This is a genomic window from Kitasatospora sp. NPDC028961 (assembly GCF_055564815.1).
The window spans coordinates 88122-111544 of record NZ_JBVHVO010000017.1; the positions used below are offsets into that span (position 1 = coordinate 88122).

The window sequence follows — 23423 nt, forward strand, 5'->3', positions numbered from 1 at the left end:
GTTGTCACCCACGCCCGCCGCTCCGCCGACCGCCCGGGTACCCCGTGGCTCCTGCTCGCGCCGAACCGCACAGCCGCCGGTCCTGCTTCGGGGTGTCTTCCAGCACCGGTACGAAAGACCGCGGTAGACGACGCGTCACGCGTCCGCTCCCTTCCTCGCCGGCCCGGCAGTCCGCCGGTTCCGTCCGTCCGTCCTTCCGGTCCACGTCCTGTCGTTCACCCGGCTCGCCGTTCACCCGGCTCGCCGTTCACCCTGCACGTCGTTCACCCGGCTCGCCGTTCGCCCTGCACGTCGTTCACCCGGCTCGCCGTTCGCCCTGCACGTCGTTCACCCGGCTCGCCGTTCGCCCTGCACGTCGTTCACCCGGCTCGTCGGGCCGGTGCCTCACCGGTCCGCCGGCTTCGTCAGCACACTTGTCCACGGGGGTTTTCAAGGTGTCGTCATCCGTTCCGTCTGCCGACGCCGGCTGGCTCGGCAGCCGCGTCAGGCGCTGGCGCGCCGTCGTCGAGCTGCTGCGCCATGCCGGCGCCGGCCTGCTCGTGTCGGGCGCCGTGGTCCACCTCGTGGTCGGGCTGCTGCCGATCGCGTTCATCGCCTGGACCAGCCGGGTCATCGCGGACATCCCGGCCGCCGCGGCGGCCGGGGGCACCACGGGAGCGGACTGGGAGAAGGTCGCCGCGGCGCTCGGCATCGCCGTCGGGGCGTTCGTGCTGCAGCAGTTGCTGACCCCGTTCCAGACCGTGGTCAGCGAGGTGGTCACCCGCCGGGTGGACGGCGCCTGCATCGGCCGGCTGATGGACCGCGCGCTGAACGACCTGCCCGCGGCGGAGCTGGAGCGGCAGGACGTGCTCGACCTGCTCTCGGACGCCCGCAGCGCCTTCGACCGGGCCCGGCCCACCCCGGGCGACGCCGCCGCCGGAGCCCTGGCGCTGATCGCCCGCTACGCCCAACTGGCGGGCGCCGCCGTGATGGTGGCGGTCACGCTGGGTGTCCTCCCCGGGGTCATGGTGGCCCTCACCGCCCTGGTCATCCGCTTCGGCCAGCGCGGCTCGCTGGGCCGCTTCGCCACCCTGCTGGGCTCGCTGGCCGGCCCGCGCCGCCGGGTCGGCTATCTGCGGCGGGCCGCCGGCGGGCCCGAACTCGCCAAGGAGACCCGGATGCTGGGGCTGCTGCCCTGGCTGCTCGGCCGTCACGAGCGGGAGGCCCGCGAATACCTCGAACCGCTCTGGACCGGGCGCCGCCGGCTGCTCTTCTGGCCCTTCGTCGGCCTCGCGGTGGTCGGTCTGCTCGGCGGCGGCACCGCGCTCGTGGTCCTGGCCCGCAGCGGGGTCGACGGCACGCTGTCGCTGCTCCAGCTCTCGGTGGCGCTCCAGGCCGTGCTGATCCCGATGCGCTTCGGCGTCTACTTCCCGGAGAGCGACGTCCAGACCCAGTACGGGCTGGCGGCCTACGACTCCCTGGTCCGCTTCGAGGCCCTGGCCCGCGCCCGGGTGCCCGCGCGGTACGGCGTCGGCCCCGCGCCGGACTCCGCCGCCGGGACCTCGCCCGCCGGTATGTCGCCCGCCGGGGCCTCGCCCGCCGTCGACGGTCCGATCCGCTTCGAGAACGTCGCCTTCCGCTACCAGGAGGACGGCCCCGACGTGCTGCGCGGCCTGGAGCTGGAGCTGCGGCCGGGCCGGTCGACCGCGATCGTCGGCCTCAACGGCTCCGGCAAGACCACCCTGGTCAAGCTGCTGGCCGGGCTCCACGAGCCGACCGAGGGCCGGATCACCGCCGGCGGCACCGATCTGGCCGGGCTCCCCGCCGAGGCGTGGCAGCGCCGGATCGCCGTCATCTTCCAGGACTTCACGCGCTACCAGCTCACCGCCGCGGAGAACATCGGGATGGGCCGGCCGGAGCTGCTCGGCGACCGCGAGGCGCTGCTCGCCGCCGCCGAACGGGCCGGGGCGGCCGAGATCGTCGCGCGGCTCCCGAAGGGCCTGGACACCGTCCTGTCCACCCAGTACGAGGGTGGCAGCGACCTCTCCGGCGGGCAGTGGCAGCGCATCGCGCTGTCCCGCGCCCTGCTCGCGGTGGACGCCGGCGCCTCGCTGCTGATCCTCGACGAGCCCACCGCGCAGCTCGACGTGCGGGCCGAAGCGGCCTTCTTCGACCGCTTCCTGGAGATGACCGAGGGCATCACCAGCGTGATCATCGCCCACCGGTTCTCCAGCGTGCGCCGCGCGGACCGGATCGTCGTGCTGGCCGACGGCGGCGTGGCGGAGAGCGGCACCCACGAGCAGCTGATGGAACTAGACGGCCGCTACGCCGAGCTGTTCAGGATCCAGGCGGAGCGGTTCGCGCGCGACGAGGAATCCGGCGACGGCCCGACCGACGCGCAGGACCCGGACGGACAGGAAGAGGACCGCACCATGCGCCCGGTGGGTGCCCGATGACCACACTGTTCCACGCCGTGCGCCGGCTGCTGCGGCTCGCCGTGCACTGCGACTCCCGTCGCCTGACCCACGCCGTCCTGCTGATGACCGTCGGCTACCTGGCCACACCGCTGATCGCGGTCAGCCTCAAGGAGCTGACCACCGCTGCCATCGACGGCACCGGCTCGGCCGCCACCTGGCTGGCGCTGACCACGGCGCTCCTGCTGGTCGTCGAGCTGACGATGAATCACTTCGCCCACCTTTCCTACTTCGAGCTGGGTGAGCTGGAGGAGCTCAGCCTGCAGGCCGAGGTGATCTCGATCGCCCACGGCGACCGCGGCCTGGAGAAGCTGGACCGCGCCGACGTCGCCGACGCCCTGACCCTGATCCGCGAGGAGCTGCCGCGCACCCGCGCCGCGCTCGAAGCCGTCCTCCAACTCGGCGGCCTGGGGCTCCAGATGGCCGTCACCGCCGTCCTGCTCGGGCTGCTCAACCCGTGGCTGCTGCTGCTCCCGCTGTTCGCCGTGGTGCCCGTACTGGTCGGCAACCGGGCCCAACTCCTGGTCGACCGGGGCAAGGAGGCCACCGCGCCGGAGAACCGGCTGGGCCGGCACCTGCTCGAACTCGCCACCACCCACGCCTCCGTGAAGGAGGTGCGGCTGTCCGGCGCCGCGTCGGTGCTCATCGAGCGCCACGGCCGCGACTGGCGGCGCGCCACCGGCACCCTGGCCCGCGCCCACGCCAAGGCCGGACTGCTGCGCGCGGCAGGGCAGTTGGCCTTCGCCGCCGCGTACGGCGGTGCGATCTACCTGGTGGCCCGGCAGACCGTGAACAGCGGCGCCGGCGCCGGCATCGGGGACGTCATCCTGGTCATCACGCTGGCCGCGCAGGTCAGCCTCCAGGTCTCCAGCGCGCTCACGCTGCTCTCGGTGCTCCAGGGTGCCGGCCGCACCCTGCAGCGACTGGACGGGCTCCGCGAGCCGCACCGGGAGGAGGCGGCGAACGGCGCCGTCCCCGAGGTCATGACGGCCGGCATCCGCCTGGAGGGCGTCACCTTCCGGTACCCCGGCCAGCAGCGGGCCGTCCTGGACGACGTCACCCTGGACATCCCGGCGGGCGCGGCGCTCGCCGTGGTCGGCGAGAACGGCGCCGGCAAGAGCACCCTGGTCAAGCTGCTGTGCGGGCTCTACCGGCCCACCTCCGGCCGGATCCTGATCGACGGCGTCGACCTGGAGGAGTGCGACCCGCAGCTCTGGCAGCGCCGGGTGGCCACGCTGTTCCAGGACTTCGCCCGGCTGGAGCTGAGGCTGCGGGACAACGTGGGCATCGGGGACCTGGAGCGGCTGGACGACGACGCGGCGCTCAGCCGGGTTCTGGAGAGCGCCGACTGCGGCCCGGCGCTGGCCCGGGTCGACGGCGACCTCGACGGGCTGCTCGGCCGAGGGTACGGCGACGGGGCCGAACTCTCCGGCGGCCAGTGGCAGAAGCTCGGCCTGGCCCGGGCCCTGCTGCGCCGCCGCCCGCTGCTGGTGGCGCTCGACGAACCGGCCTCCGCCCTGGACGCCACCGCCGAGCACGCGCTGTTCGAGCACTTCGGCGACCTCGCGGCCCAGGCCCGGGCGGACACCGGAGCGGTCACCCTGCTGGTGTCGCACCGCTTCTCGACGGTGCGGATGGCGGACCTGATCGTGGTGCTGGAGGGCGGCCGGGTCTCGCAGGTCGGCAGCCATGCCGAACTCGCCGCCGCGGAGGGCCTGTACGCGGAGCTCTACCGTCTGCAGGCCCGCGTCTACCGCTGAGCTCTGCCGTCGGCGGGTCCGTGTCCCCGGAGTGGCGGGCACGGGCACATCGGCCGCTGGGCCAACGGCCCGGTCCCGCCCCCTTCGCCGGGGTCGGGCCGGACCGCGACCGGACCGGCCCCGGTGGCGAAGTGGCCCACTCCCATGCCGCACCACTGGCCCTGTCGGCCGGTCCACCCGCTCCCTAGCATTGATCCTGTCAGTGCGACCGAGCGGCCGACGGCCGCCCGACCCGGGAGAGCTGTGTCGATTCGATCCGTCCCACCGGCCGGGGCCCGGCGGACCCTCGCCGCCACCCAGTTGATCAGCTCGATCGGCGACGGCGCGTACTTCACCTGCTCGGCGCTGTACTTCACCCACGTCGTCGGCCTCTCGCCCGCCCGGCTCGGCCTCGGCCTGGCCGTCGCCTGGGCGATCGGCTCGCTGGCGGGAGTCCCGCTCGGCCACCTCGCCGACCGGCGCGGGCCGCGGGGCACGGCGGTGCTGCTGGCCCTGGCCACCGGTGCGGCCGTCGCCTCCTTCCTGGTCGTCCACTCCTTCACGGCGTTCCTGCTCGCCGCCGCCGTGTACGCCACGACGCAGTCCGGGCTCACGGCCGCGCGCCAGGCGCTGGTCGGCGGCCTCGTCCCGCGCGAGGAGCGCACCGAACTGCTCGCCCGGCTGCAGTCCACCCTCAACGCGGGACTGGCGCTCGGCGCGGCCCTCGGTGGCGTCGTCCTGGCCGTCGGCACGCGGACGGCCTTCCTCGCCGCCTTCCTGGTGACCGCGCTGGGCTTCCTGGGCGCCGGGCTGACGCTGCTGCGACTGCCCGAGGTCGCGCCCGGCCGGGACCGGACCGGCGCCGCGCCCCGGCTGGAGGTGCTCTCGGACCGGCCGTTCGCGGTGGTGACCCTGCTCAACACCGTCCTGCTGCTGCGGATGCCCCTGCTCAGCCTGGTGATCCCGCTCTGGATCGCCGAACGGGCGCCCGGGCTCGGCTGGTTGGGATCGGGCCTGTTCGTCCTCAACACGGTCGGGGTGATGCTCTTCCAGGTGCGGGTGGCGCGCCGGGTCACCGGACTGCGGACCGCCTCGCGGGCCGTGCGCGAGGCCGGCGTCGTCCTGCTCGTCTCCTGCGTGGTCTTCGCCCTGGCCGCCGCCGCGGGCCTGCCGCCCTGGGCGCTGGGCGGGCTGCTGGTCGCCGCCGCGGCGCTCCAGGTGGCCGGTGAGCTGCGGCAGTCGGCCGGCTCCTGGCAGATCGCCTTCGACCTGGCGCCGGCTCATCAGACCGGCCAGTACCAGGGGTTCTTCGGCTCGGGTGTGGCCGTGGCACGCACGGTCGGGCCGCTGCTGCTCACCACGCTGCTGCTGAGCTGGGGCACGCCGGGCTGGCTGCTGCTGGGCGCACTGTTCGCGGCGGCCGGCTGGGCGATGGGGCCGGCGGTGCGTTGGGCGGAGCACCGCCGCCCGGGAGCGGTGGCGGCGCCATCGGCGGCGCAGTCGGTACCCGCGCGTATCTGACGAGCCCTCACCAGCAGGCGGGTGCTGTCCGGATCGTGAGGGGGCGCGGACGGCCCGCGATGGATTTTGCGCCAAATCCTGCTCCGATAACGGAAATTGCCGGACAGATGGCGTCGCACCAGAAGAATCCACGGCGGTACGTGGTCTTCCCCTCCCGAGGAGCGGCTGCCAGGCTGACCGGGTTTGCAGAACCGGAGGAGGTTACGTGTCCCGTATCACCAGTCTCGCGCTGGCGGTCGCCAGCGCGTTCGCGCTCGTCGCCGGCACCACCGCCGCCGCCTCGGCGGCACCCGACCCGGGCGCGGCGGCCGCCGAGGCCCGGGTCGACCCGGTCGCCTGGACGCCGTGCAATCCCGACCCGTCCAAGCCGGACCCCGGGATATACGACTGCGCCGTCTATCCGGTGCCGCTGGACTACGCGCACCCGTCCGGCGAGAAGATCGGCATCGCCATGATGCGCCGGCGCGCGGGTGACCCGGCGAAGCGGATCGGCTCACTGTTCCTCAATCCCGGCGGCCCGGGCGGCAGCGGCTACCTCTGGGCGACCACGACCCGCTTCGAGCCCGAGGTCCAGGCCCGGTTCGACCTGATCGGCTTCGATCCGCGCGGCGTCGGCCTGAGCAACCCGCTGAAGTGCTTCGGCACCGACGAGGAGGCCAACGGCGTCTTCGACCGGCTGACCGGGGTGCCCGTCACCAAGGCCGAGATCGACGGCACGCTGGCCGCCACCCGGGACTACACCGACGCCTGCGACCGCAACGCCGGCCCGCTGATCGAGCACATGTCGACCGAGAACGTGGTCCGTGACCTCGACCGGATGCGCCGCGGGGTCGGCGACCGCCAACTCTCCTTCGCCGGCTTCTCCTACGGCACGCTGATCGGCGCCACCTACGCCAACATGTACCCCGACAAGGTCCGCGCGGTGATCATCGACGGCAACGTCGACCCGAACCTGCGGCTGCACGACGGCCTGGAGTACGACCGGCAGCGCGCGGACGGCTTCGAACTCGCCCTGGACGAGTACCTCAAGCGCTGCGAGGCGGCCGGTGCGCCGCGCTGCGCCTTCGGCGCGGGCGACACCCGGGCGAGGTTCGACGCGATCCGCGACCACCTGCGCACCTCCCCGGTCACCCTGCCGAACGGCACCCAGGTGACGCTGTCCAGCTTCACCAGCCAGGTCGCCAACGCGCTCTACGCGCAGAGCCGGCAGGCCCCGCTGGCCACCTCGCTGCAGGCGCTGGACGACGTGCTCCGCCAGCAGAAGGCCCCGTCCCTGGCCGTCCCGAAGAACGCGGCCGACGCCGACCCGCTGGCGGTGACCGTGCCCGCCGCGCTGCGCGAGGCCCCGGCGGACACCCCGTACTCGGCGGACGACTCCTACTACGGCGTCAACTGCCAGGACAAGCCGTACCCGTCCAACCCGCGGGCCTTCGTCAACGCGGCCCGCTCCTGGGAGCGCGACGCGCCGACCTTCGGGCGCTACCAGGCCTTCGACGCGCCCGCCTGCGCGACCTGGCCGGCCCCCGCGCGTGACGTCGAGCGGTACACCGGCCCGTGGAACCGGCGCACCGCCACCCCGGTGATGGTGATCGGCAACCTCTACGACCCGGCCACCCAGTACACCTTCGCCCAGCGCATGCAGCGCCAGCTCGGCAGCGCCGTCCTGGTCAGCGTCGACGTGATCGAGCACTGCGCGGTCGGCCGGAGCAAGGAGCTGAACAAGCTGGTCACCTCCTACCTGGTGAGCCGCCAGGTGCCGGCTCCCGGCCAGCTCCTCAAGCCGGACGCCGAAGCCTTCCCGCCGGTGGCCTGACCCCGCCGGGTCGGCAGGCAGCCGACGGGCGACCGGCCCCCCGTCCGTGCGGCGGGGGGGCCGGTGCGCGGTCCGGCCCCGGTCCGGGGGAGGGGCCGGTGCTCGGTCCGGTTAGGGGCGGGGCCGGTGCTCGGTCCGGCTCGGGCATCGAGTAGGTTTCCCTTCGGAACTGAGTCAGTACTGAAAGGGAACTCGCGATGACCACGGAGACCGGCCGACCGACCCCGCAGCAGACCTGGACCGCCGTCGACGGCTACTTCAACGGCCTGCTCGTCGAGGAGGACGCCGCCCTGCTCGCCGCCGTCGCCGACAGCGAGGCGGCCGGGCTGCCCCCGCACCAGGTGGCACCCAACCAGGGCAAGCTGCTCGCCCTGCTGGCCCGCGTGCACGGCGCCCGCCGGGTGCTGGAGATCGGCACCCTCGGCGGCTACAGCACCATCTGGCTCGCCCGCGCGCTGCCCGAGGGCGGCCGGGTGGTCACCCTGGAGGCCGACGAGCGGTGCGCCGCCGTCGCCACCCGCAACCTCGAACGGGCCGGGCTCGCACCGGTCGTGGACCTGCGCACCGGCCCGGCGCTGGACACCCTGCCGCAACTGGAGCAGGACGGCGCCGAGCCCTTCGACCTGGTCTTCATCGACGCCGACAAGCCCAGCAACCCCCACTACCTGGAGTGGGCGCTGCGGCTCACCCGGCCCGGCAGCCTGATCATCGGCGACAACGTGGTCCGCGACGGCGCCGTCACCGACGAGACCAGCACGGACCCCCGGGTCCAGGGCGTGCGCCGCTTCACCGAGCTGATCGCCGCGCACCCCCGGCTGACCGCCACCGCCGTCCAGACCGTGGGGGAGAAGGGCTACGACGGCTTCGTCGTCGCGCTGGTCACCGGCTGACCGGCGGGGCCCGTCCGGACGCGCGGTGGTCTCCCCCGGCGGCCCGTGGTTTGGCAGGGTGGGGTCGGCGCGGCCGCCGCCCGGGACCGGCCCGGACGGACCGGCCCCAGGAGAGGACGGCGACCGGTCATGACGGGGCAGCAGTTCGGGGACTACCAGAACGAGATCTACTTCGACGCGCTGTTCGGCAGGCAGCCGAAGCTCCCGATGGCCTTCGCCGAGCTGGCGGCGCGGGCCGAGGCCGCGCTGCCGCCGACGCTGCTGTCCTACGTGGCCGGCGGCGCCGGTGACGAGCGGACCCAGCGCGCCAACGCGGCCGCCTTCGACCGGTGGGGCCTGGTGCCCCGGATGATGGTCGGCGCCGCGCGGCGCGACCTGTCGGTGGACCTCCTCGGAATGCGGTGGCCCGCACCGCTGTTCCTGGCGCCGATCGGCGTGATCGGCCTCTGCGCCCAGGACGGCCACGGTGACCTCGCCACCGCCCGGGCCGCCGCGCGCACCGGCGTGCCGATGGTGGCCTCCACCCTCTCGGTCGACCCGCTGGAGCAGGTCGCCGCCCAACTCGGCGACACCCCGGGCCTGTTCCAGCTCTACACCCCCACCGACCGGGCGCTCGCCGAGAGCCTGGTGCGCCGGGCCGAGGAGGCCGGCTACCGGGGCATCGTGGTCACCCTGGACACCTGGGTCACCGGCTGGCGCCCGCGCGACCTCGCCACCGGCAACTTCCCCCAGCTACGCGGGCACTGCCTGGCCAACTACACCTCCGACCCGGTCTTCCGGGCCCGCCTCGCCAAGGCCCCGGAGGAGGACCCGGGCGCCGCCGTGCTGGAGTGGGCGGGCGTCTTCGGCAACCCGCTCACCTGGGCCGACCTGCCCTGGCTGCGCTCGCTCACCGAGCTGCCGCTGATCCTCAAGGGCCTCTGCCACCCGGAGGACGTCCGCCGCGCCCGGGACGGCGGCGTGGACGGCGTCTACTGCTCCAACCACGGTGGCCGGCAGGCCAACGGCGGCCTGCCGGCGCTGGACGCGCTGCCCGGCGTGGTCGAGGCCGCCGACGGCCTGCCCGTGCTCTTCGACTCCGGTGTGCGCAGCGGCGCGGACGTGGTCAAGGCGCTCGCCCTCGGCGCCACGGCGGTCGGCGTCGGCCGCCCGTACGCCTACGGCCTGGCCCTCGGCGGCGAGGACGGCGTGGTGCACGTGCTGCGCTCGCTGCTCGCCGAGGCCGACCTGATCATGGCGGTGGACGGCTACCCGACGCTCGCCGACCTGCGCGCCGAGGACGCCCTGCGCCGGGTCGAGCCCTGACCGCCCGCCGCTGGTCCTGCGGGCGGCTGCGGTGATCAACGGGTTCTCTGCCCGGCGGCGCGGGGGCGATCGGTGCCGGCGGGTTCGATGCAGCGGGACTGGACGTGCTCGTAGGCCATGGTGGTCTGTACGTCCACGACCTCCCGGCGTTCGGTGAGGCGGTCGATGACGAAGGCGTAGACCCCGTTGACGTCGGGGACAGCGATGTGGATCAGGAAGTCGTAGGCGCCGGAGGTGACGAACAGGCCGATGGTCTCGGGCAGCTGAGCCGCCCATTCGCGGAATCCTTCGATGATCGGGCGGGCCGGCGGCCGGATGCGGACCGAGATCAGGGCCTGAACGGAGCGCCCGGCAGCTTCGAGGTCCAGGGCCGCGTGGTAACCGGTGATGATCCCGTGCTCGCGCAGCAGTCTCACGCGCTCCAGAGAGGTGGAGGGCGAGACCCCCGTCTTGGCGGCCAGATCACGGTTGGTCTGCCGTGCATCGTTCTGCAGCTCCCGCAGAAGGGCCCGGTCCAGCGCATCAAGTTCCACGAATTCTCTCCTCTGCTGAATATAGTTTGGCATCCACTGAACTCTTCCTGATGTCTGCCTAGCCTATTGCCCCATGGAAGTGCAGAAGAACGGAACGACGGTCGGCGCTGGGCTGGTCCTCGGCGCGGCCGTGCTGTGGGGCACGGTCGGCCCGGCCCAGGTCCTGGCCGACAGCCCGCTGGGGACGGTGGCCCTGGGGGGCTGGCGGATGCTCGTCGGAGGCGTGATGCTCGGTGCCCTGGCGGCGCGGGGCCGGGGCAGGCTGCGCGCCCTGGCAGCCCGCTCGGCCCGGACGCCCCTCCTGGTGTGCGCGCTGTCGACCTGCCTGTACCAGGCGGCCTTCCTGTCCTCCGTGTCAAAGACCGGGGCGGCGCTGGCCACCGTGGTCGCGTTGGGCACCGCACCGGTCACCACCGGCGTGTGCGCCCGATGGGTCACCGGTGAGCGGCTGGGCACCGCCTGGCTGGCGAGCACGAGCACCGCGACAGCCGGCTGCGCCCTGCTGCTGGCCCCCGTGGGCCGCCCGGCAGATCCGCTCGGTCTGCTCCTGGGCGTGGTCGCCGGTGCCTGTTACGGCCTGTACACGGTCTTCGCCAAACGGCTTGCCGCCGACAACCCGGCCGTTCACCTGCCGACCGTCGCCGCGGTCTCGCTGACCGCCGGCGCCGTCATCCTGCTGCCCTGGACGGTCACCGACACCGCCGGACTCTTCGACACGCGCACCCTCGGCCTCATCGCGTGGCTGGGCCTGGCCACCACGGCCGCCGCCTACTGGCTGTTCTCCGCCGGCCTCACCCGGATGAGTGCCACCACCGTCGGCACCCTGAGCCTCGCCGAACCCCTGGCCGCGGCCCTGCTCGGCGTGCTGCTGCTCGGCGAGCACCTGTCGGCCACCGCCGTGGCCGGCTGCGCCCTGATGCTGGGCGGCCTGACCGCCGTCTCGCTGCCCCGTGCACGACGGCCCTCCCGGACGGCCACGGCCACGGCCACGGCCACGGCCACGGCCACGGCCACAACAAGCCACCGGTCTCCCGGCCCCCGCACCGTCGCTGACCGACCGGCACCTCGGAGCGAGCCCGCCTCTCCGCTGCGCTCGCCGATCCCATCGCCGATCCCCTCGCCGATCTCATCGCCCTCGACTCATTCACACCCGTAGCCTTCAGGAGCCCTCCGATGTCCACTTTCGAGATGTCCAGCGAGAACGTCCGCCCCGACCAGTCGACTCGGCAGGCGAAACTCAAGTGGGTCATCGTCGTCGACGAGAACCTGGCTGCGGGACGCCTGGTGAACGCGGCCGCCTGTATGGCCGCGGCCGTCGGCAAGACCCTGCCCGACCTCGTCGGGCGCGACGGCGAAGACGCCTCCGGAGTACACCACCCGGGCCTGCCCTGGGCCGGCTGCTCCATCCTGGCCGCCAGCGCGGACGCGCTGCACGCCTTGCGAGCCAAGGCGGCGACCAAGGACGAGTTGCTGATCGTCGGCATGCCCGGACCCGCACAGACCTCGCGCGTCTACGACGAGTACCTCGATCAACTCGCCGGCACCAGGAACGAGGACCTGACCTACTGCGCGATCAGCCTCGTCGGCCCCCGCAACAAGATCGACAAGCTCGTCGGCAAGCTCGGCCTGCTCCGCTGACCCGCGTCGACGGGACCACCGGTCGAAGACCGCCGTCGGAACCGTGCAGGCGCGGCCCGTCCGCAGGGTTGCCCTCCGGAGCATCGCTTCCTTGGAGCCCGGGCCGAACGGCCCGGGTGGGACTTGGAGCTGACGACCAGCCGCCGGGCCGTGGAGGGGGCCAGCATCGGCAGGGCCACACCTGGTTCGGCCCCGTTGGTGGTGCGTACCGACTTCTCCGGCCCCGCTTCGTGGGAGCGTCTGCGCAAGGTTCTGGCCACCCCGAACGAGCACGGGTCCCTTCCCGGCGTCGAGCTCGTGGATGATCCCCGCTTCGCGGGTGCGACCTGTGCCGAGGCGAGGAATCTGCTGCCGGGCGACTATCGGCACCCGCTGCTCGTCCTGGCGGACCCGGCGGCGCTCGGCTCGGCCGAGCTGCCGGTCGCCGTCGTGGAGCTGCGGGGTGAGCCGGGGCACTTCATCCGGGTGGGGGATCGACGGAGCGGTCAAGGCGGGGGCGTGGCGCCGGTGCTCGGCAAGGGAGTGCAGCCGGCGCCGGCGCTCGCACCGGTGTGGCGCGACGCGAATCGTGTACTATGTCATCCCTATGATGACAAGCATCCAGTCATCGAAAGGGTGACAACATGGACAGCCAGGACACCGGCGCGGCCGGGGTGGGGCCGGCCTCGTTCCTGGCCGCCGCCGCCGCGCTGGGCACGATGGACGCCGCCGCCCGCACCGCCCGCCACGCACCCCCGGACGACACCGGACAAAACGATCCGCAGCAGGCCCTTTCCGCACTCCTGCTGCTGCGCCACCTGCGCGCGGAGCTCGCCGACTGGGAGACCGGCCTGATCGAGACCGCCCGCGACGCGGGCGCCACCTGGGCCGAGCTCGCCGAACCGCTGGGCGTCCAGAGCCGCCAGGCCGCCGAACGCCGCTACCTGCGCCTGCGCCCCAACACTGACGCCGGCACCGAGGCGGGCAGCACCGGCGAGCAGCGCGTCCAGGCCACGCGCAGCCAGCGCGCCGCCGACCGCGCGGTGGCCACCTGGGCCCGCGACAACGCCGCCGACCTGCGCCGCCTCGCCGGACAGATCGGCGCCCTGGACGGCCTCGGCCCCCAGGCAGCCCCCGCCGTCGAACGCCTCCTGGACGCCCTGGGCCACCACGACCCTGCCCGTCTGCTCGCCCCGCTCGCCGAGACCCGCCCCCTCCTGGAGGCGGGCCACCCGAAGCTCACCGACCGCCTCGATCAGCTCACCGCCCGAGCCGACCAGCTGCGCGACGACAGCGCTCGGCAGCGCCGCACACCGCCAGCCGGCCCGTGACCGCGCCGGGCACGCCGCTGCCGGTCCGCGACCCGCACGCCAGTGGCCCCGCACCCACCGTCACCATCGGCGACGGGGACGGCGACGGCGGCGGGATCGTGCGCGTCGACCGGTCCAGCACGCGCCCGGACCCGCCCGCGGTCCGCTACGGCGCGACGCTGGAGGGCCGAGACGGCTGGAAGCTGTTCCTGTCCTGCGACGGCACGGCCCGGCCCGGCCTCACCCGCCCCGAGCAGCCCTACCAGCCCCTCAGCCACATCTGAACACCCCGGGGCCGGCCACGCGGTACACCCGCCGGCCCCGGGGGCCTGACCGCATACGAACCCTTTCCACCACTCGAAGGAGATGCCTCCCGTGGCCAGTCCGACCCAGACGCTGGAGTTCCAGGCGGAGACCCGCCAGCTGCTGCAGCTGGTGATCCACTCGATCTACTCCAACAAGGACATCTTCCTGCGCGAGCTGATCTCCAACGCCTCCGACGCCCTCGACAAGCTCCGCCTGGAATCCCTCACCGACTCCACCCTTGAGGCCTCCGACCCGCACATCGTCCTGGAGGTCGACAAGGACGCCCGCACCCTGACGGTGCGGGACAACGGCATCGGCATGACCCGCGACGACGTCGTCGACCTGATCGGCACCATCGCCAAGTCCGGCACCGCCGGCCTGCTGGCGAAGATCAAGGAGGCGAAGGACGCGGATGCCGCGCAGCACCTGATCGGCCAGTTCGGCGTCGGCTTCTACTCGGCGTTCATGGTCGCCGACAAGGTCACCCTCCACACGCGTCGCGCCGGCACCGAGCAGGGCACCGTGTGGGAGTCCGACGGCGAGGGCACCTACACGATCGCGGAGGTCGAAGGTCTGCCGGTGGGCACCTCGGTCACCCTGCACCTCAAGGCCGAGGACAGTGAGGACGGGCTGGGCGACTACCTGGCCCGGTGGAAGATCCGGCAGATCGTCAAGCAGTACTCGGACTTCATCCGCTGGCCGATCCGGATGGCCACCGAGCCCGGCAGTACCACTGCCGACGACAGCGCCGACGCCGACGCCGACGGCGTGGCTGCGGGCGAGTTGGAGACGCTGAACTCGATGAAGGCGCTGTGGGCCCGTCCTCGCAGCGAGGTGACCGAGGCCGAGTACAGCGAGTTCTACCAGCAGATCAGCCATGACTGGCAGGCCCCGGCCGAGACCGTTCACATGCGCGCCGAGGGTACCTTCGAGTACGAGGCGCTGCTGTTCATCCCCTCCCAAGCCCCGTTCGACCTGTTCTCCCGGGACACGAAGCGGGGCGTGCAGCTTTACGTCAAGCGGGTGTTCATCATGGACGACTGCGACGCGCTGATGCCGAACTACCTGCGGTTCGTCAAGGGCGTGGTGGACGCCCACGACCTGTCGCTGAACGTCTCCCGCGAGATCCTGCAGCACGACCGCCAGATCACCGCCGTGCGCCGGCGCCTCGTCAAGAAGGTCCTCGGCGCTCTCAAGGACATGCGGACCAAGAACGGCGAGACCTACGCGAAGGTGTGGGAGCAGTTCGGCCGGGTCCTCAAGGAGGGCCTGATCGAGGACCGCGACAACACCGACGCCCTGTTGGAACTGGTCAGCGCCGCCTCGACCTATGATGCGGAGAAGCCCACCACGCTGCGCGACTACGTCGCGCGGATGAAGGACGGCCAGGACACCATCTACTACCTGACCGGCGAGAACCGGGCGATGGTGGAGAACTCCCCGCACATGGAGGCCTTCACCGCCAAGGGCTACGAGGTCCTGATCCTCACCGACCCCGTCGACGAGGTCTGGACCGACCAGATCCCCGCCTTCGACGGCCACCGCTTCCAGTCCGTAGCCAAGGGCCAGGTCGACCTCGACGACAACGCCGACGGGGAAGGCAGTGACGAGGCGAAGGCGGAGAAGGCGCAGCGCGAAGAGGACTTCGCCGCCCTCCTCGCCTGGCTCCAGACCACGCTGGCCGAGCACGTCAAGCAGGTCCGACTCTCCACCCGGCTGACCACCTCCGCCGCCTGCCTGGTCGGTGACGCCCACGACCTGACCCCCACCCTGGAGAAGATGTACCGGGCCATGGGCCAGGAACTTCCCCAGGTCAAGCGCATCCTCGAACTCAACCCCAGCCACCCCCTCATCACCGCCCTGCACCAGGCCCACCAGGCCGGAGCGGACAACCCGGCGCTCGCCGAAACCGCCGAACTCGTCCACGGCAGCGCCCTGCTCGCCGAAGGCGGAGACCTGCCCGACCCGGCCCGCTTCACACGCCTCCTGGCCGACCGCCTCACCCACGCCCTGTAGCCCCCGCCGGGGGGGGGGGGGGGGGGGGGGGGGGGGGGGGGGGGGGGGGGGGGGGGGGGGGGGGGGGGGGGGGGGGGGGAGGGGAGGGCTGTCGCCCCCCCTCCCCCCCCCCCCCCCCCCCCCCCCCCTTCCCCTCCCCCCCCCCCCCCCCCCCCCCCCCCCCCCCCCCCCCCGCCCCGCACCGCGCGCGGCCGTCCCCGCCCGGCGCGCGCCGCAGGGAAGGGCCTTGGGGCGCTGCCGCGGCCGGGCACACCGAGGACGCAGACCGCATCAATTCACGCAGACGGCACCCCGTCGACCTGCTGCTGGACCGCTCCCGCGCGCCTGCCGCAGCGGTTCAGGCAGGCCGGGTGACCGTCGTCGGGCTCGCCTACCGGCTCGCCGACGGCACCGCCCACCTGGTCACCAGCCTGGCAGGAGTCACTCTGCCTGGGGGCCGGATGGGCGGGGGTGTGGAGGGAATCGCGCAGGGCGTACGGGTCGGCGATGGAGGCCGGTTCGGCGAAGCGGGCCGGCAGCCGGCGGATGGTACGCCGCCGCCGCGGACAGCCTCGGTGATCGCCTCGACGAGGGCAGCCTGCCCGTCCCGGGCGGTCTGCGGTGCTCCGGGCGCCAGGCCCTCCACTCCCGCCCCTGCGCGCTACTGCTTGTTCGTCGCCAGGGCGTGGCGGCGGCTCGGGGGGTGCCGCCGCCACGCACCGGAAGAGTACCTCACTCACGGCGAACGCAAAATCTATGCGCGCTGGAGTAGACATTGCTCGCGGGCGGGTCTAGCGTTTCTCTCGTAGACAGCAGTCGGCGATACCGGCCAGACACGAACTGGCCGGGGTTGTTGGACAGAAGTTCGCAGTTCGGTCCGGCAGTGGAGTTCCGAAGCCAGGCAGGTGCAGGACGGCGACGGGACTGGCTGCCGGACCGGGCGGCCTGCAGGTATCAGGGGCCGCCACCAGCGGTACCGGTTGTGCGTAGTTCAGTGAGTGCAGTACTGGCAGTACGAAAGTGACAGTGCAGTCCAGCGGATGAATGGAGGGCGCAAGCGCCATCAGGATCGCCCGGCCCGTGAACACTCGCCCGGGCGGACACCGCAGACCCCCACGCAAGGACGGTGGTTTCCGGTCACGCATACGCGATCCCCGCACCCCGGCCTCCGGGGCAACGCGGAACCCAAGGACCGGCCCAGGCCGGTAGATGGTGTTATACCCCTTCGGGGCCCCGGAGCCGACACGGCGCCGGGGCCCCTCAGCGCGTTCTCCCAGAACCAGGGAGGCGCGGTGACGACGAGCACCCCCCTCGGCGCCGGCCGCCTGCCGCACCGTCATCCTCGAAGCTCACTTCGAAGAAGCCCTGCGCCTCAACGAGCGACGCCGCCGTTCCCGGCAGGTCGGGAACCGCGGCGACTTCCCCCGTCCGTCCCGTGGGTTGCTGCGGCCCCGATCCGCCCCGCTTCGGGCCGAAGACTACCTCTCCTTCGAACGTCGGGAAATCTATGCTGACTGGAGTAGGTATTGCCGCTCTCCGTGGTTGGTGTTTCTCCCGTAGGCAGCAGCTCCGAAGTGCGCAGTTCGGCACGGTTGCAGGGTTCTGACGTCACAGCAGGCCATGCAAGGACGGTGGTTTCCGGTCACGCATACGCGATCCCCGCACCCCCTCTCTCCGGGGAGTTGCGGAACAAGGAAGCCGGTCAAGGCCGGTAGATGGTGATGTATCCCTTCGGGGCCCCGGAGCCGCAACGGCACCGGGGCCCCTAGCCGCGTCCCCGAAAACTCATGAAGAGCGGCAGTGACCGCCCGTTGCACCCGTGCCCGCGGGCCCGCGACGACCAGTCATGTGGCTGCAAGAAGAACGGCCGTGTAGTGCGCGCTGAAGGCGGCGACGGTGAGGGCGTGGAAGACCTCGTGAAAGCCGAACCAGTACGGTGACGGGTCTGGACGTTTGAGTCCGTAGACGACACCTCCCGCGGTGTAGAGCAGACCGCCGGCGATGACGAGGACGACGACCGCGGTGCCACCGGTGCGGGCGAAGTCGGGCAGGTAGAGGACGGCTGCCCAGCCCAGGGCGATGTAGCACGGGGTGTACAGCCACCGGGGAGCCCCCATCCACAGCGTGCGGAAGGCGATGCCGGCCAGGGCGCCCGCCCACACCACGGTCAGCAGCACCGTCCGGCGCCGTCCGTGCAGCAGCAGCACCGCCAGCGGGGTGTAGGTGCCGGCGATGATCAGGAAGATGTTCGCGTGGTCGAGCCGCCGCAGGACCGCCTCCCCGCGCCGGCCCCATGTTCCCCGGTGGTAGACGGCGCTGGTACCGAACAGCAGCCAGGCCGACAGCGCGAACACCGAGCAGGCCGCCACCGCCGCGGCCGGGCGCGCAAGGGCGATCAGGACGACGCCGCCGGCCAGTGAGAGGGGGAAGATGCCGGCGTGCAGCCAGCCGCGCATCGCCGGTTTCGGCGCCGCCTCCACACACGGCGCGCCGCCGGCCGGGTCGGTGGCTGTCAGTCGGGCAGTCGGCCGGCCGGTCGTGCCGGCGGGCGCATCAAGCGCGGCGGTGTGGAGGGAGCCGGACGTGGTGCGGGGGCCGGGCCGGGACTTTCCTCCGTCTCCCGGCGGCTGGGTGTCTTCGGCGATCATGCGCTCATTTTAGGAAGGGCGGATGACGTGCGGCCGACGCCCGCAGGAAGGCCCGGGTGCCGGACCATCGGGCGCGGTGGGGGCGCGGGCCCGGTACAGCCAACGAGAAGTAGGCCACCGGGCCCACGCCGCGGGGCACGTGTCATGACCCGGGCCGAACGGTAGTGGATGAACGACCCGGAAGTGACTTCCGGTGGGGAGGAGAGCTGTCCTATCGGGCGGCGTGGAACCAGCCTGCGCCGGTGAGGCGGGCCGTGCGGGTGGGAGTGGCCGGCCGGCGGTCGGGGGCTGGTGTCCGGGGCGGCCTGCGGTGAGCACCTGCCGCTCACCGCGGGCCGGTCTCGTCGGCCTGGTGGGTGGATCAGGTGTCGGCTGCGGGTTCCTGTCCGGCGTCGCGGCGGAGCTGTTCGTTGATGCGCAGGGCTTCTTCGAGTTGGTCTTCGAGGATGATGATGCGGCAGGCGGCGTCGATGGGGGTGCCCTGGTCGACGAGGTCGCGGGCGCGCATGGCGATCCGTAGTTGATAGCGGGAGAAGCGGCGATGGCCGCCGTCGGAGCGCAGGGGGGTGATGAGGCCCTGGTCGCCGAGGGCGCGTAGGAAGCCGGGGGTGGTGCCGGTCATCTCGGCGGCGCGGCCCATGGTGTAGGCGGGGTAGTCGTCGTCGTCGAGGGAGTCGGGGGTATGCGGTCGAATGGCTGTCGTGGTCACTGCACCTCTTCTGGTTGTTGTGCCCGGGGACGCGCTGAGGGGCCCCGGGGCCGTTGCGGCTCCCGGGGCCCCGAAGGGTTTACACCATCTACCGGCTCTGGGGCCGGGGTCCTTGTGTCCGCACTGCCCCGGGGGAGGGGGTGTGCGGGGATCGCGTATGCGTGACCGGAAACCACCGTCCTTGCGTTGGGGTCCACGGAGTCCGCCCGGGCTGTTTCCTCACGGGCCGGGCGATCCTGATGGCGCGTCGTCCCTCCATTCATCCTCTGTACGGGCCGGCTACTGCGAACTGCGGTACTTCGAACTGCGTGGTAGTGCCAACTACCCGGTCCTGCTGCGGCGGTCCCGCCGACTCCGGCAGCCAGCCCCGTCGCCCGTCCTGCTCAACCTGCTCGGCTTGGAACCCCACTGCCGGACTCCCAGTGCGCGCGCCCGCAGCCTGGGCGCCTTCACCGGGATACCGCGTACTGCGACTGCCGGTACTGCCGAACTCAACTTCACCTACGAGTAGTGCACTTGCTGAACTGCGGTACCGCTCGGTGGCGGCCCCTGATACCTGCGGGCCACCTGGCCCGGCTGCCAGCCCCGTCACCGTCCTGCACCTGCTGTGGCTCCGGGTCTCCGCTGCCGCGCCGTTCTTCACGCCCACCTGCCCGGCGTGTCCTACGTCCTGCTCAACTGCTGGGTACTGCGTACTGCCCTTGCTGAACTGCGGTACCGCTGGGTGGCGGCCCCTGATACCTGCGGGCCGCCCGGCCCGGCCACCGGTCCCGTCGCCTTACTGCACCATCCCTGGCTTCGAAAACCCTGCAACCGTGCCGACCTGCGCACTTCTGAACCGCTGCCCGCCAGTTCGTGTCTGGCGGGTACCGCTTGATCTCGGCTACGAGAGAAACACTAACCACGGTGCGCGGCAATGTCTACTCCAGCGGGCACAGATTTTCCGCACCGGTCGGGGAGGAAGTCTGCGCCCCGTACGAGGCGGGGCGACCGGTCCCCGCTACCGCGACGCCCTCGACACCGCTCGGCAGTGCCGCGCCCGTCCGCCGGGGGCCCGACAGGACCGCGCCGACCTGCCCCACTGCCGGATCAGAGGGCGCTGGTTGTGGCGTCGCAGGTCAGGCACAAGTACCCGGCCCAGCGCGGTGGATGCCGCCCCTGCCCCGGCCGCTGCGGACTTCACCGGTCGGCTGCCATGGCCGCGGTGTCCATTCCGGACACGGTCGGCGCCCCAGGCCGACGGGTGCATCCGGATCCGAGGGTGCGGCACGGACCCGCCGCACCGACACCGTCGCGGTCAGGCGGAGATGGCCTCGCGTTCGCCTTTCGCCGTGATGGCGATCTTGCGGGGGCGGGCCTTCTCGCTGATCGGCACGCGCACGCTCAGCACGCCCTGGTCGTAGTCGGCCTCGATCCGGTCGGTGTCCAATGCGTCGCCCAGAAACACCTGCCGGGAGAAACGGCCCAGCACCCGCTCGTCCGCCAGCACCTCCGCGCCCTGCGGCAGCCCGGACGCGCGCTCCGCGCGCACGGTCAGGACGTTGCGCTCCACGTCCAGGTCGATGGTCTTCGGGTCGATGCCCGGCAGGTCCAGGCGCAGCACGAACACCTCTCCGTCGCGGTAGGCGACCAGCGGCATCCCCGCCGGCTGGGACGCGGTACCGACCAACTGCTGGGTCAGCCGGTCCAGGTCGCGCATTCCGCGCAGGGAGTCGGTACGCATCAACAAAGGGATCAGCTCCTCACGGTCGTGAACGGTCACGGGTGCCCAGAGGCGCCATGGCGCCGGACCTGCCCGGCTCTGTCCTCCTGCCTGGGCACCTCGACGAGAAAGTTATAGCGACGCCAGAGCTTTCTTGACAAGCTGACGCTCAACTTTGGCGAGCTCGGTGCGCGCGACCCACCAGGTCGAGCGCGGGAGTCGGCGCTGCTTGCAGCGCTTGGACCTGCTCGTCGGTGCACGGTGCGAGGAGTTCCTGGACGGGCAGGTCGAACATGCGCTTGAGGATCGCGGGCGTCGGGTGGTGAGGTCGGGCGACGCCGCCGGCACGCCATTGCCCGAAGCTCCTGTCCGTCAGCGTGGCTTCTTGAAAGCGAGGTCGTCGGTCTCCCGATAGAGGTCCCCCGCGATCCGCTTGTACGCGGTGAGGAAGTCGCGGAAGTCCATCTCCGCGTTGGTGACTAAGGCATGGAACAGTGTGCTCATCGCAGTCCCTTCGGGTCGCAGCCCCAGCAACCGGCTGGCCCGGGCGCTTGCCGAAGGCCCGGCCGACGCGGGGGCGGCGAAAAGGTTGGTGTTCAGGGCCGACGGAACCGGGTAACGTCTTTGCCATGTTCTTCCAGACCCCGATTTACGAGTGAGCGCGTGATGGGCCCCTGCTGACGTCCTTCGACGTCGCCGCCCGTCCCCCACCGATGAATCCGTAGATCAGTTCACTTCACTTCACCACCGGGAGAACCCACGACCGTGAGCAAGAACATCAACAACCCCGTGGGCATGGGCGGCGGCCAGCGCAAGAGGCAGTCCCGCGCCGAACGGCAGAACAACGGTCCGCACCGCAACCTCGACCGCCAGGGTGCGGCCGACCAGAAGGCGGAGCTGCTGCGCAAGATGCGCGAGAAGGCAGGAACGGCTGAGGGCGCCGGGCAGGCGGGCGGCGACATCGTACAGGGCTGACGCACCGCCGCCGCAGCGCGGCACCGCACGGGGCAGGGCTCGGACCGCGACGCGCGGTCCGAGCCCTGCCTCCCCGTACCGGGCGCGGCCGGTCCCGCTCAGTTCTTGGCCGACCACCCACGTCTCAGCTCAGCTGACCACCCGGGGCAGCCGCAGAATCGGCAGCCCCGTCACCGCCACCACCCCGAGCTGCACCAGCAGCTCAGCACTTCCCCGTGTCCAGCCCGGGCCACACCGCAGCCGGCGGCGGCAGAGGAAGTGGACACGGCCGCAGGACAACACTGGTGGACACCTCGGTGGGACGACCGCGAAACCCGCTGGCCAGAACGACTCCGGCGGTCAGGCCGATGCGGAACCCATAGGCGGGCCCTGCTGAAGGGTCGACAGATTGTCGTCACCCGCAGTGACCGGAGCCCTGGGGGCCGTTCGGGGATCAGTTTGGGACCACGACTGGTGAACGCCTATGAGCGCGCCGGGCATGCTCGCTGAGCTGCTGCCGCCCCTTGTAGGCGCGAAAGGGCTCTCCTCGCCTTTGTGCTTCTCGGCTGGCGTCGCGATGCTGAGTCCGGAAACGCGCAGCCTTCGGTTGGGTCAGATATTCGCGGCTGATGTTCCGTTGGGACTGTTCCGGGATCTGCCACTGTCCTGTTTCCGGTGGTTGTCCGGTATGGGAAGGCTTCATGGCGGTGCGGATTGTGGGCAGCTGCGATCCGCGTCGGCGGTTGACCATGTCGAGATGCCGCTGATGCTTTCCGCCGGGTAATTGTGCACGCATTGCGCGTGGCCAGTTCCGGATGGCACTCCGCTCATCGCGTTCGCTGAAGCGGTGTCATCTCGGATGCCGTTGGGGGCGTGGGCGTATTCCGCTGGCGACGAGACGGAGTTCGCGGCGGGGCCGATCGCGGAGGAGGAGCGGGTGGACTCGAGTGTTGTGCGTGACCGGCAACGCCGGAGGTGGCAGCGCCTGCAGGCGCAGCTGCTGGAGAGCCGTACGGTCACAGTGGCGTACCCGTGTCTTGCGCCGTGGGTCGAGCCGATGCAGGCCGGGCTCGCCGGGGCCGTCGACCAGGCTGGATCGGCCGGTCGACGACTGGAATACCCAGGCGCGTGCTCTGTCCACCCGACACGCGGCTGCTCCCCGCCGCTTGCTCACGGTCGATCTCCCTCCGCTGCTTCGCGCTGACAGCGGAGAGGGGGAGAAGGACCGGCTGACCCGGGGGGAGGCCGGTGTCCTCACGGTGTATCAGGTGGGCGCGCCCTGGTCGGCGGGAGTATCGATCGGCCGTTGGGGGCCGGCAGCATTCCCGCTCGAGGGCCGCTCGCAGTGTTGTGCAGGCGGATGGGGCTGGGAGGGTGTACGGGGCTCGCGCCTGGTGTGTGCGAGGCGACGCGCGGGAAGTGCCGGCGGTGTTTCCGTGGGTCTACGGTGGAACTGGATGATCGGTATCTGTGAGCCGGAGTCCGAGGATCGAGGTAGCGGGCATGAGCTTGAGCATCCGAAACCAGTTGTCCGGCACTGTGACGTCGGTAGCCGAAGGTGAGGTCATGGCTACGGTCAGGGTTCGCCTCGATGGGGGCCGTGACATGACCGCTGCGGTGACCAGGGAGGCTGTGAGGGATCTCGGCCTGAGGGAAGGCAGTGCTGTCCGGGCGTTGGTGAAGTCCACCGAGGTCGCGCTGGCGACCGGTCCGGTGGAGGGGTTGAGTATCCGCAACCAGCTGCCCGGCACGGTCGCCGCTGTGTCCACGGGTGGGGCGATGGCAGGAGTGAGGGTCACCGTGGACGGCGGTGAGCTGACCGCTGCCATCACCGCCGACGCCTGCGCCGATCTGGGCCTGGCCGAAGGCTCGTCCGTGGTGGCGCTGATCAAGTCCACCGAGGTCTCGCTCGCAACCACCTGATTCGT

At 72.1% G+C, this 23423-nt stretch carries 18 protein-coding genes and 1 pseudogene; 14 read left to right on the forward strand and 5 right to left on the reverse strand.

The annotated features are described in order from the left end of the window. The first annotated feature begins 434 nt into the window (after positions 1-434). The 6 genes from ACZ4UX_RS25465 to ACZ4UX_RS25490 all read left to right on the forward strand — a co-directional run bounded on the left by ACZ4UX_RS25465 (position 435) and on the right by ACZ4UX_RS25490 (position 9721). On the forward strand, positions 435-2435 hold the full coding sequence (locus ACZ4UX_RS25465; RefSeq protein WP_465708355.1) for an ABC transporter ATP-binding protein: 2001 nt from the start codon (positions 435-437) through the stop codon (positions 2433-2435). After that, a complete protein-coding gene (locus ACZ4UX_RS25470) occupies positions 2432-4213 on the forward strand; it encodes an ATP-binding cassette domain-containing protein (RefSeq protein WP_465708356.1) in 1782 nt (593 codons plus the stop codon). Before ACZ4UX_RS25465 ends, ACZ4UX_RS25470 begins: the two co-directional genes overlap by 4 nt. Positions 4214-4456: 243 nt before the next feature. Then, positions 4457-5713 (forward strand): MFS transporter, encoded by a 1257-nt coding sequence (locus tag ACZ4UX_RS25475; protein ID WP_465708357.1) that lies wholly within the window; start codon positions 4457-4459, stop codon positions 5711-5713. A gap of 205 nt (positions 5714-5918) precedes the next feature. Further along, complete coding sequence (locus ACZ4UX_RS25480; protein ID WP_465708358.1) at positions 5919-7526, forward strand: alpha/beta hydrolase; 1608 nt, start codon at positions 5919-5921, stop codon at positions 7524-7526. Between the two features lie 197 nt (positions 7527-7723). Beyond that, complete coding sequence (locus ACZ4UX_RS25485) at positions 7724-8416, forward strand: O-methyltransferase (protein WP_465708359.1); 693 nt, start codon at positions 7724-7726, stop codon at positions 8414-8416. Positions 8417-8545: 129 nt separating this feature from the next. Next, complete coding sequence (locus ACZ4UX_RS25490) at positions 8546-9721, forward strand: alpha-hydroxy-acid oxidizing protein (protein ID WP_465708360.1); 1176 nt, start codon at positions 8546-8548, stop codon at positions 9719-9721. 35 nt (positions 9722-9756) lie between these two features. Here the strand turns inward: ACZ4UX_RS25490 and ACZ4UX_RS25495 are convergent, their stop codons facing one another. After that, on the reverse strand, positions 9757-10287 hold the full coding sequence (locus tag ACZ4UX_RS25495) for an Lrp/AsnC family transcriptional regulator (RefSeq protein WP_465708361.1): 531 nt from the start codon (positions 10285-10287) through the stop codon (positions 9757-9759). A 40-nt stretch (positions 10288-10327) separates the two neighbouring features. On the opposite strand from ACZ4UX_RS25495, the gene ACZ4UX_RS25500 reads away from it, so the two are divergent. The 6 genes and pseudogenes from ACZ4UX_RS25500 to htpG all read left to right on the forward strand — a co-directional run bounded on the left by ACZ4UX_RS25500 (position 10328) and on the right by htpG (position 15503). Then, on the forward strand, positions 10328-11410 hold the full coding sequence (locus tag ACZ4UX_RS25500; protein ID WP_465708362.1) for a DMT family transporter: 1083 nt from the start codon (positions 10328-10330) through the stop codon (positions 11408-11410). Positions 11411-11427: 17 nt separating this feature from the next. After that, a complete protein-coding gene (locus tag ACZ4UX_RS25505) occupies positions 11428-11892 on the forward strand; it encodes a DUF2000 domain-containing protein (RefSeq protein ID WP_465708363.1) in 465 nt (154 codons plus the stop codon). A gap of 201 nt (positions 11893-12093) precedes the next feature. Further along, a pseudogene (locus ACZ4UX_RS25510) lies at positions 12094-12348 on the forward strand (DUF6924 domain-containing protein); the annotation flags it as partial. A gap of 167 nt (positions 12349-12515) precedes the next feature. After that, positions 12516-13202 carry a type III effector protein gene (locus ACZ4UX_RS25515; protein WP_465708364.1) on the forward strand — a complete coding sequence of 229 codons (687 nt, stop codon included), beginning with the start codon at positions 12516-12518 and terminating at the stop codon, positions 13200-13202. After that, positions 13199-13465: a hypothetical protein gene (locus tag ACZ4UX_RS25520; RefSeq protein ID WP_465708365.1), complete on the forward strand. Its 267-nt coding sequence runs from the start codon at positions 13199-13201 to the stop codon at positions 13463-13465. Before ACZ4UX_RS25515 ends, ACZ4UX_RS25520 begins: the two co-directional genes overlap by 4 nt. Positions 13466-13547: 82 nt before the next feature. Continuing rightward, positions 13548-15503, forward strand: coding sequence for a molecular chaperone HtpG (gene htpG, locus ACZ4UX_RS25525; protein ID WP_465708366.1), 1956 nt, complete (start codon positions 13548-13550; stop codon positions 15501-15503). A gap of 1823 nt (positions 15504-17326) precedes the next feature. Here the strand turns inward: htpG and trhA are convergent. The 4 genes from trhA to ACZ4UX_RS25545 all read right to left on the reverse strand — a co-directional run bounded on the left by trhA (position 17327) and on the right by ACZ4UX_RS25545 (position 21045). Beyond that, complete coding sequence (gene trhA, locus ACZ4UX_RS25530; protein WP_465708367.1) at positions 17327-18130, reverse strand: PAQR family membrane homeostasis protein TrhA; 804 nt, start codon at positions 18128-18130, stop codon at positions 17327-17329. Between the two features lie 361 nt (positions 18131-18491). Beyond that, positions 18492-18770 carry a helix-turn-helix domain-containing protein gene (locus tag ACZ4UX_RS25535; RefSeq protein WP_329492369.1) on the reverse strand — a complete coding sequence of 93 codons (279 nt, stop codon included), beginning with the start codon at positions 18768-18770 and terminating at the stop codon, positions 18492-18494. A 1366-nt stretch (positions 18771-20136) separates the two neighbouring features. Further along, on the reverse strand, positions 20137-20562 hold the full coding sequence (locus tag ACZ4UX_RS25540) for an Hsp20/alpha crystallin family protein (RefSeq protein WP_359807765.1): 426 nt from the start codon (positions 20560-20562) through the stop codon (positions 20137-20139). Positions 20563-20913: 351 nt separating this feature from the next. Further along, the gene (locus ACZ4UX_RS25545) at positions 20914-21045 is read right to left on the reverse strand and encodes a hypothetical protein (RefSeq protein ID WP_465708368.1); all 132 of its coding nucleotides are present in this window, start codon (positions 21043-21045) and stop codon (positions 20914-20916) included. A 261-nt stretch (positions 21046-21306) separates the two neighbouring features. On the opposite strand from ACZ4UX_RS25545, the gene ACZ4UX_RS25550 reads away from it, so the two are divergent. Both ACZ4UX_RS25550 and ACZ4UX_RS25555 read left to right on the forward strand, forming a co-directional pair. Next, positions 21307-21516 carry a DUF6243 family protein gene (locus ACZ4UX_RS25550; protein WP_465708369.1) on the forward strand — a complete coding sequence of 70 codons (210 nt, stop codon included), beginning with the start codon at positions 21307-21309 and terminating at the stop codon, positions 21514-21516. Positions 21517-22998: 1482 nt separating this feature from the next. After that, positions 22999-23418, forward strand: a complete 420-nt coding sequence (locus ACZ4UX_RS25555; protein WP_465708370.1) for a TOBE domain-containing protein — start codon at positions 22999-23001, stop codon at positions 23416-23418. The last annotated feature ends 5 nt before the right edge of the window (positions 23419-23423 follow it).

Coding starts and splice junctions, on each gene's coding strand:
- ACZ4UX_RS25470 (WP_465708356.1), top strand. CDS start 2,432: ATGACCACACTGTTCCACGCCGTGCGCCGGCTGCTGCGGCTCGCCGTG.
- trhA (WP_465708367.1), bottom strand. CDS start 18,130: ATGATCGCCGAAGACACCCAGCCGCCGGGAGACGGAGGAAAGTCCCGG.
- htpG (WP_465708366.1), top strand. CDS start 13,548: ATGCCTCCCGTGGCCAGTCCGACCCAGACGCTGGAGTTCCAGGCGGAG.
- ACZ4UX_RS25505 (WP_465708363.1), top strand. CDS start 11,428: ATGTCCACTTTCGAGATGTCCAGCGAGAACGTCCGCCCCGACCAGTCG.
- ACZ4UX_RS25540 (WP_359807765.1), bottom strand. CDS start 20,562: ATGCGTACCGACTCCCTGCGCGGAATGCGCGACCTGGACCGGCTGACC.
- ACZ4UX_RS25535 (WP_329492369.1), bottom strand. CDS start 18,770: ATGGGCCGCGCCGCCGAGATGACCGGCACCACCCCCGGCTTCCTACGC.
- ACZ4UX_RS25515 (WP_465708364.1), top strand. CDS start 12,516: ATGGACAGCCAGGACACCGGCGCGGCCGGGGTGGGGCCGGCCTCGTTC.
- ACZ4UX_RS25555 (WP_465708370.1), top strand. CDS start 22,999: ATGAGCTTGAGCATCCGAAACCAGTTGTCCGGCACTGTGACGTCGGTA.
- ACZ4UX_RS25485 (WP_465708359.1), top strand. CDS start 7,724: ATGACCACGGAGACCGGCCGACCGACCCCGCAGCAGACCTGGACCGCC.
- ACZ4UX_RS25495 (WP_465708361.1), bottom strand. CDS start 10,287: ATGCCAAACTATATTCAGCAGAGGAGAGAATTCGTGGAACTTGATGCG.
- ACZ4UX_RS25500 (WP_465708362.1), top strand. CDS start 10,328: ATGGAAGTGCAGAAGAACGGAACGACGGTCGGCGCTGGGCTGGTCCTC.
- ACZ4UX_RS25490 (WP_465708360.1), top strand. CDS start 8,546: ATGACGGGGCAGCAGTTCGGGGACTACCAGAACGAGATCTACTTCGAC.
- ACZ4UX_RS25545 (WP_465708368.1), bottom strand. CDS start 21,045: ATGAGCACACTGTTCCATGCCTTAGTCACCAACGCGGAGATGGACTTC.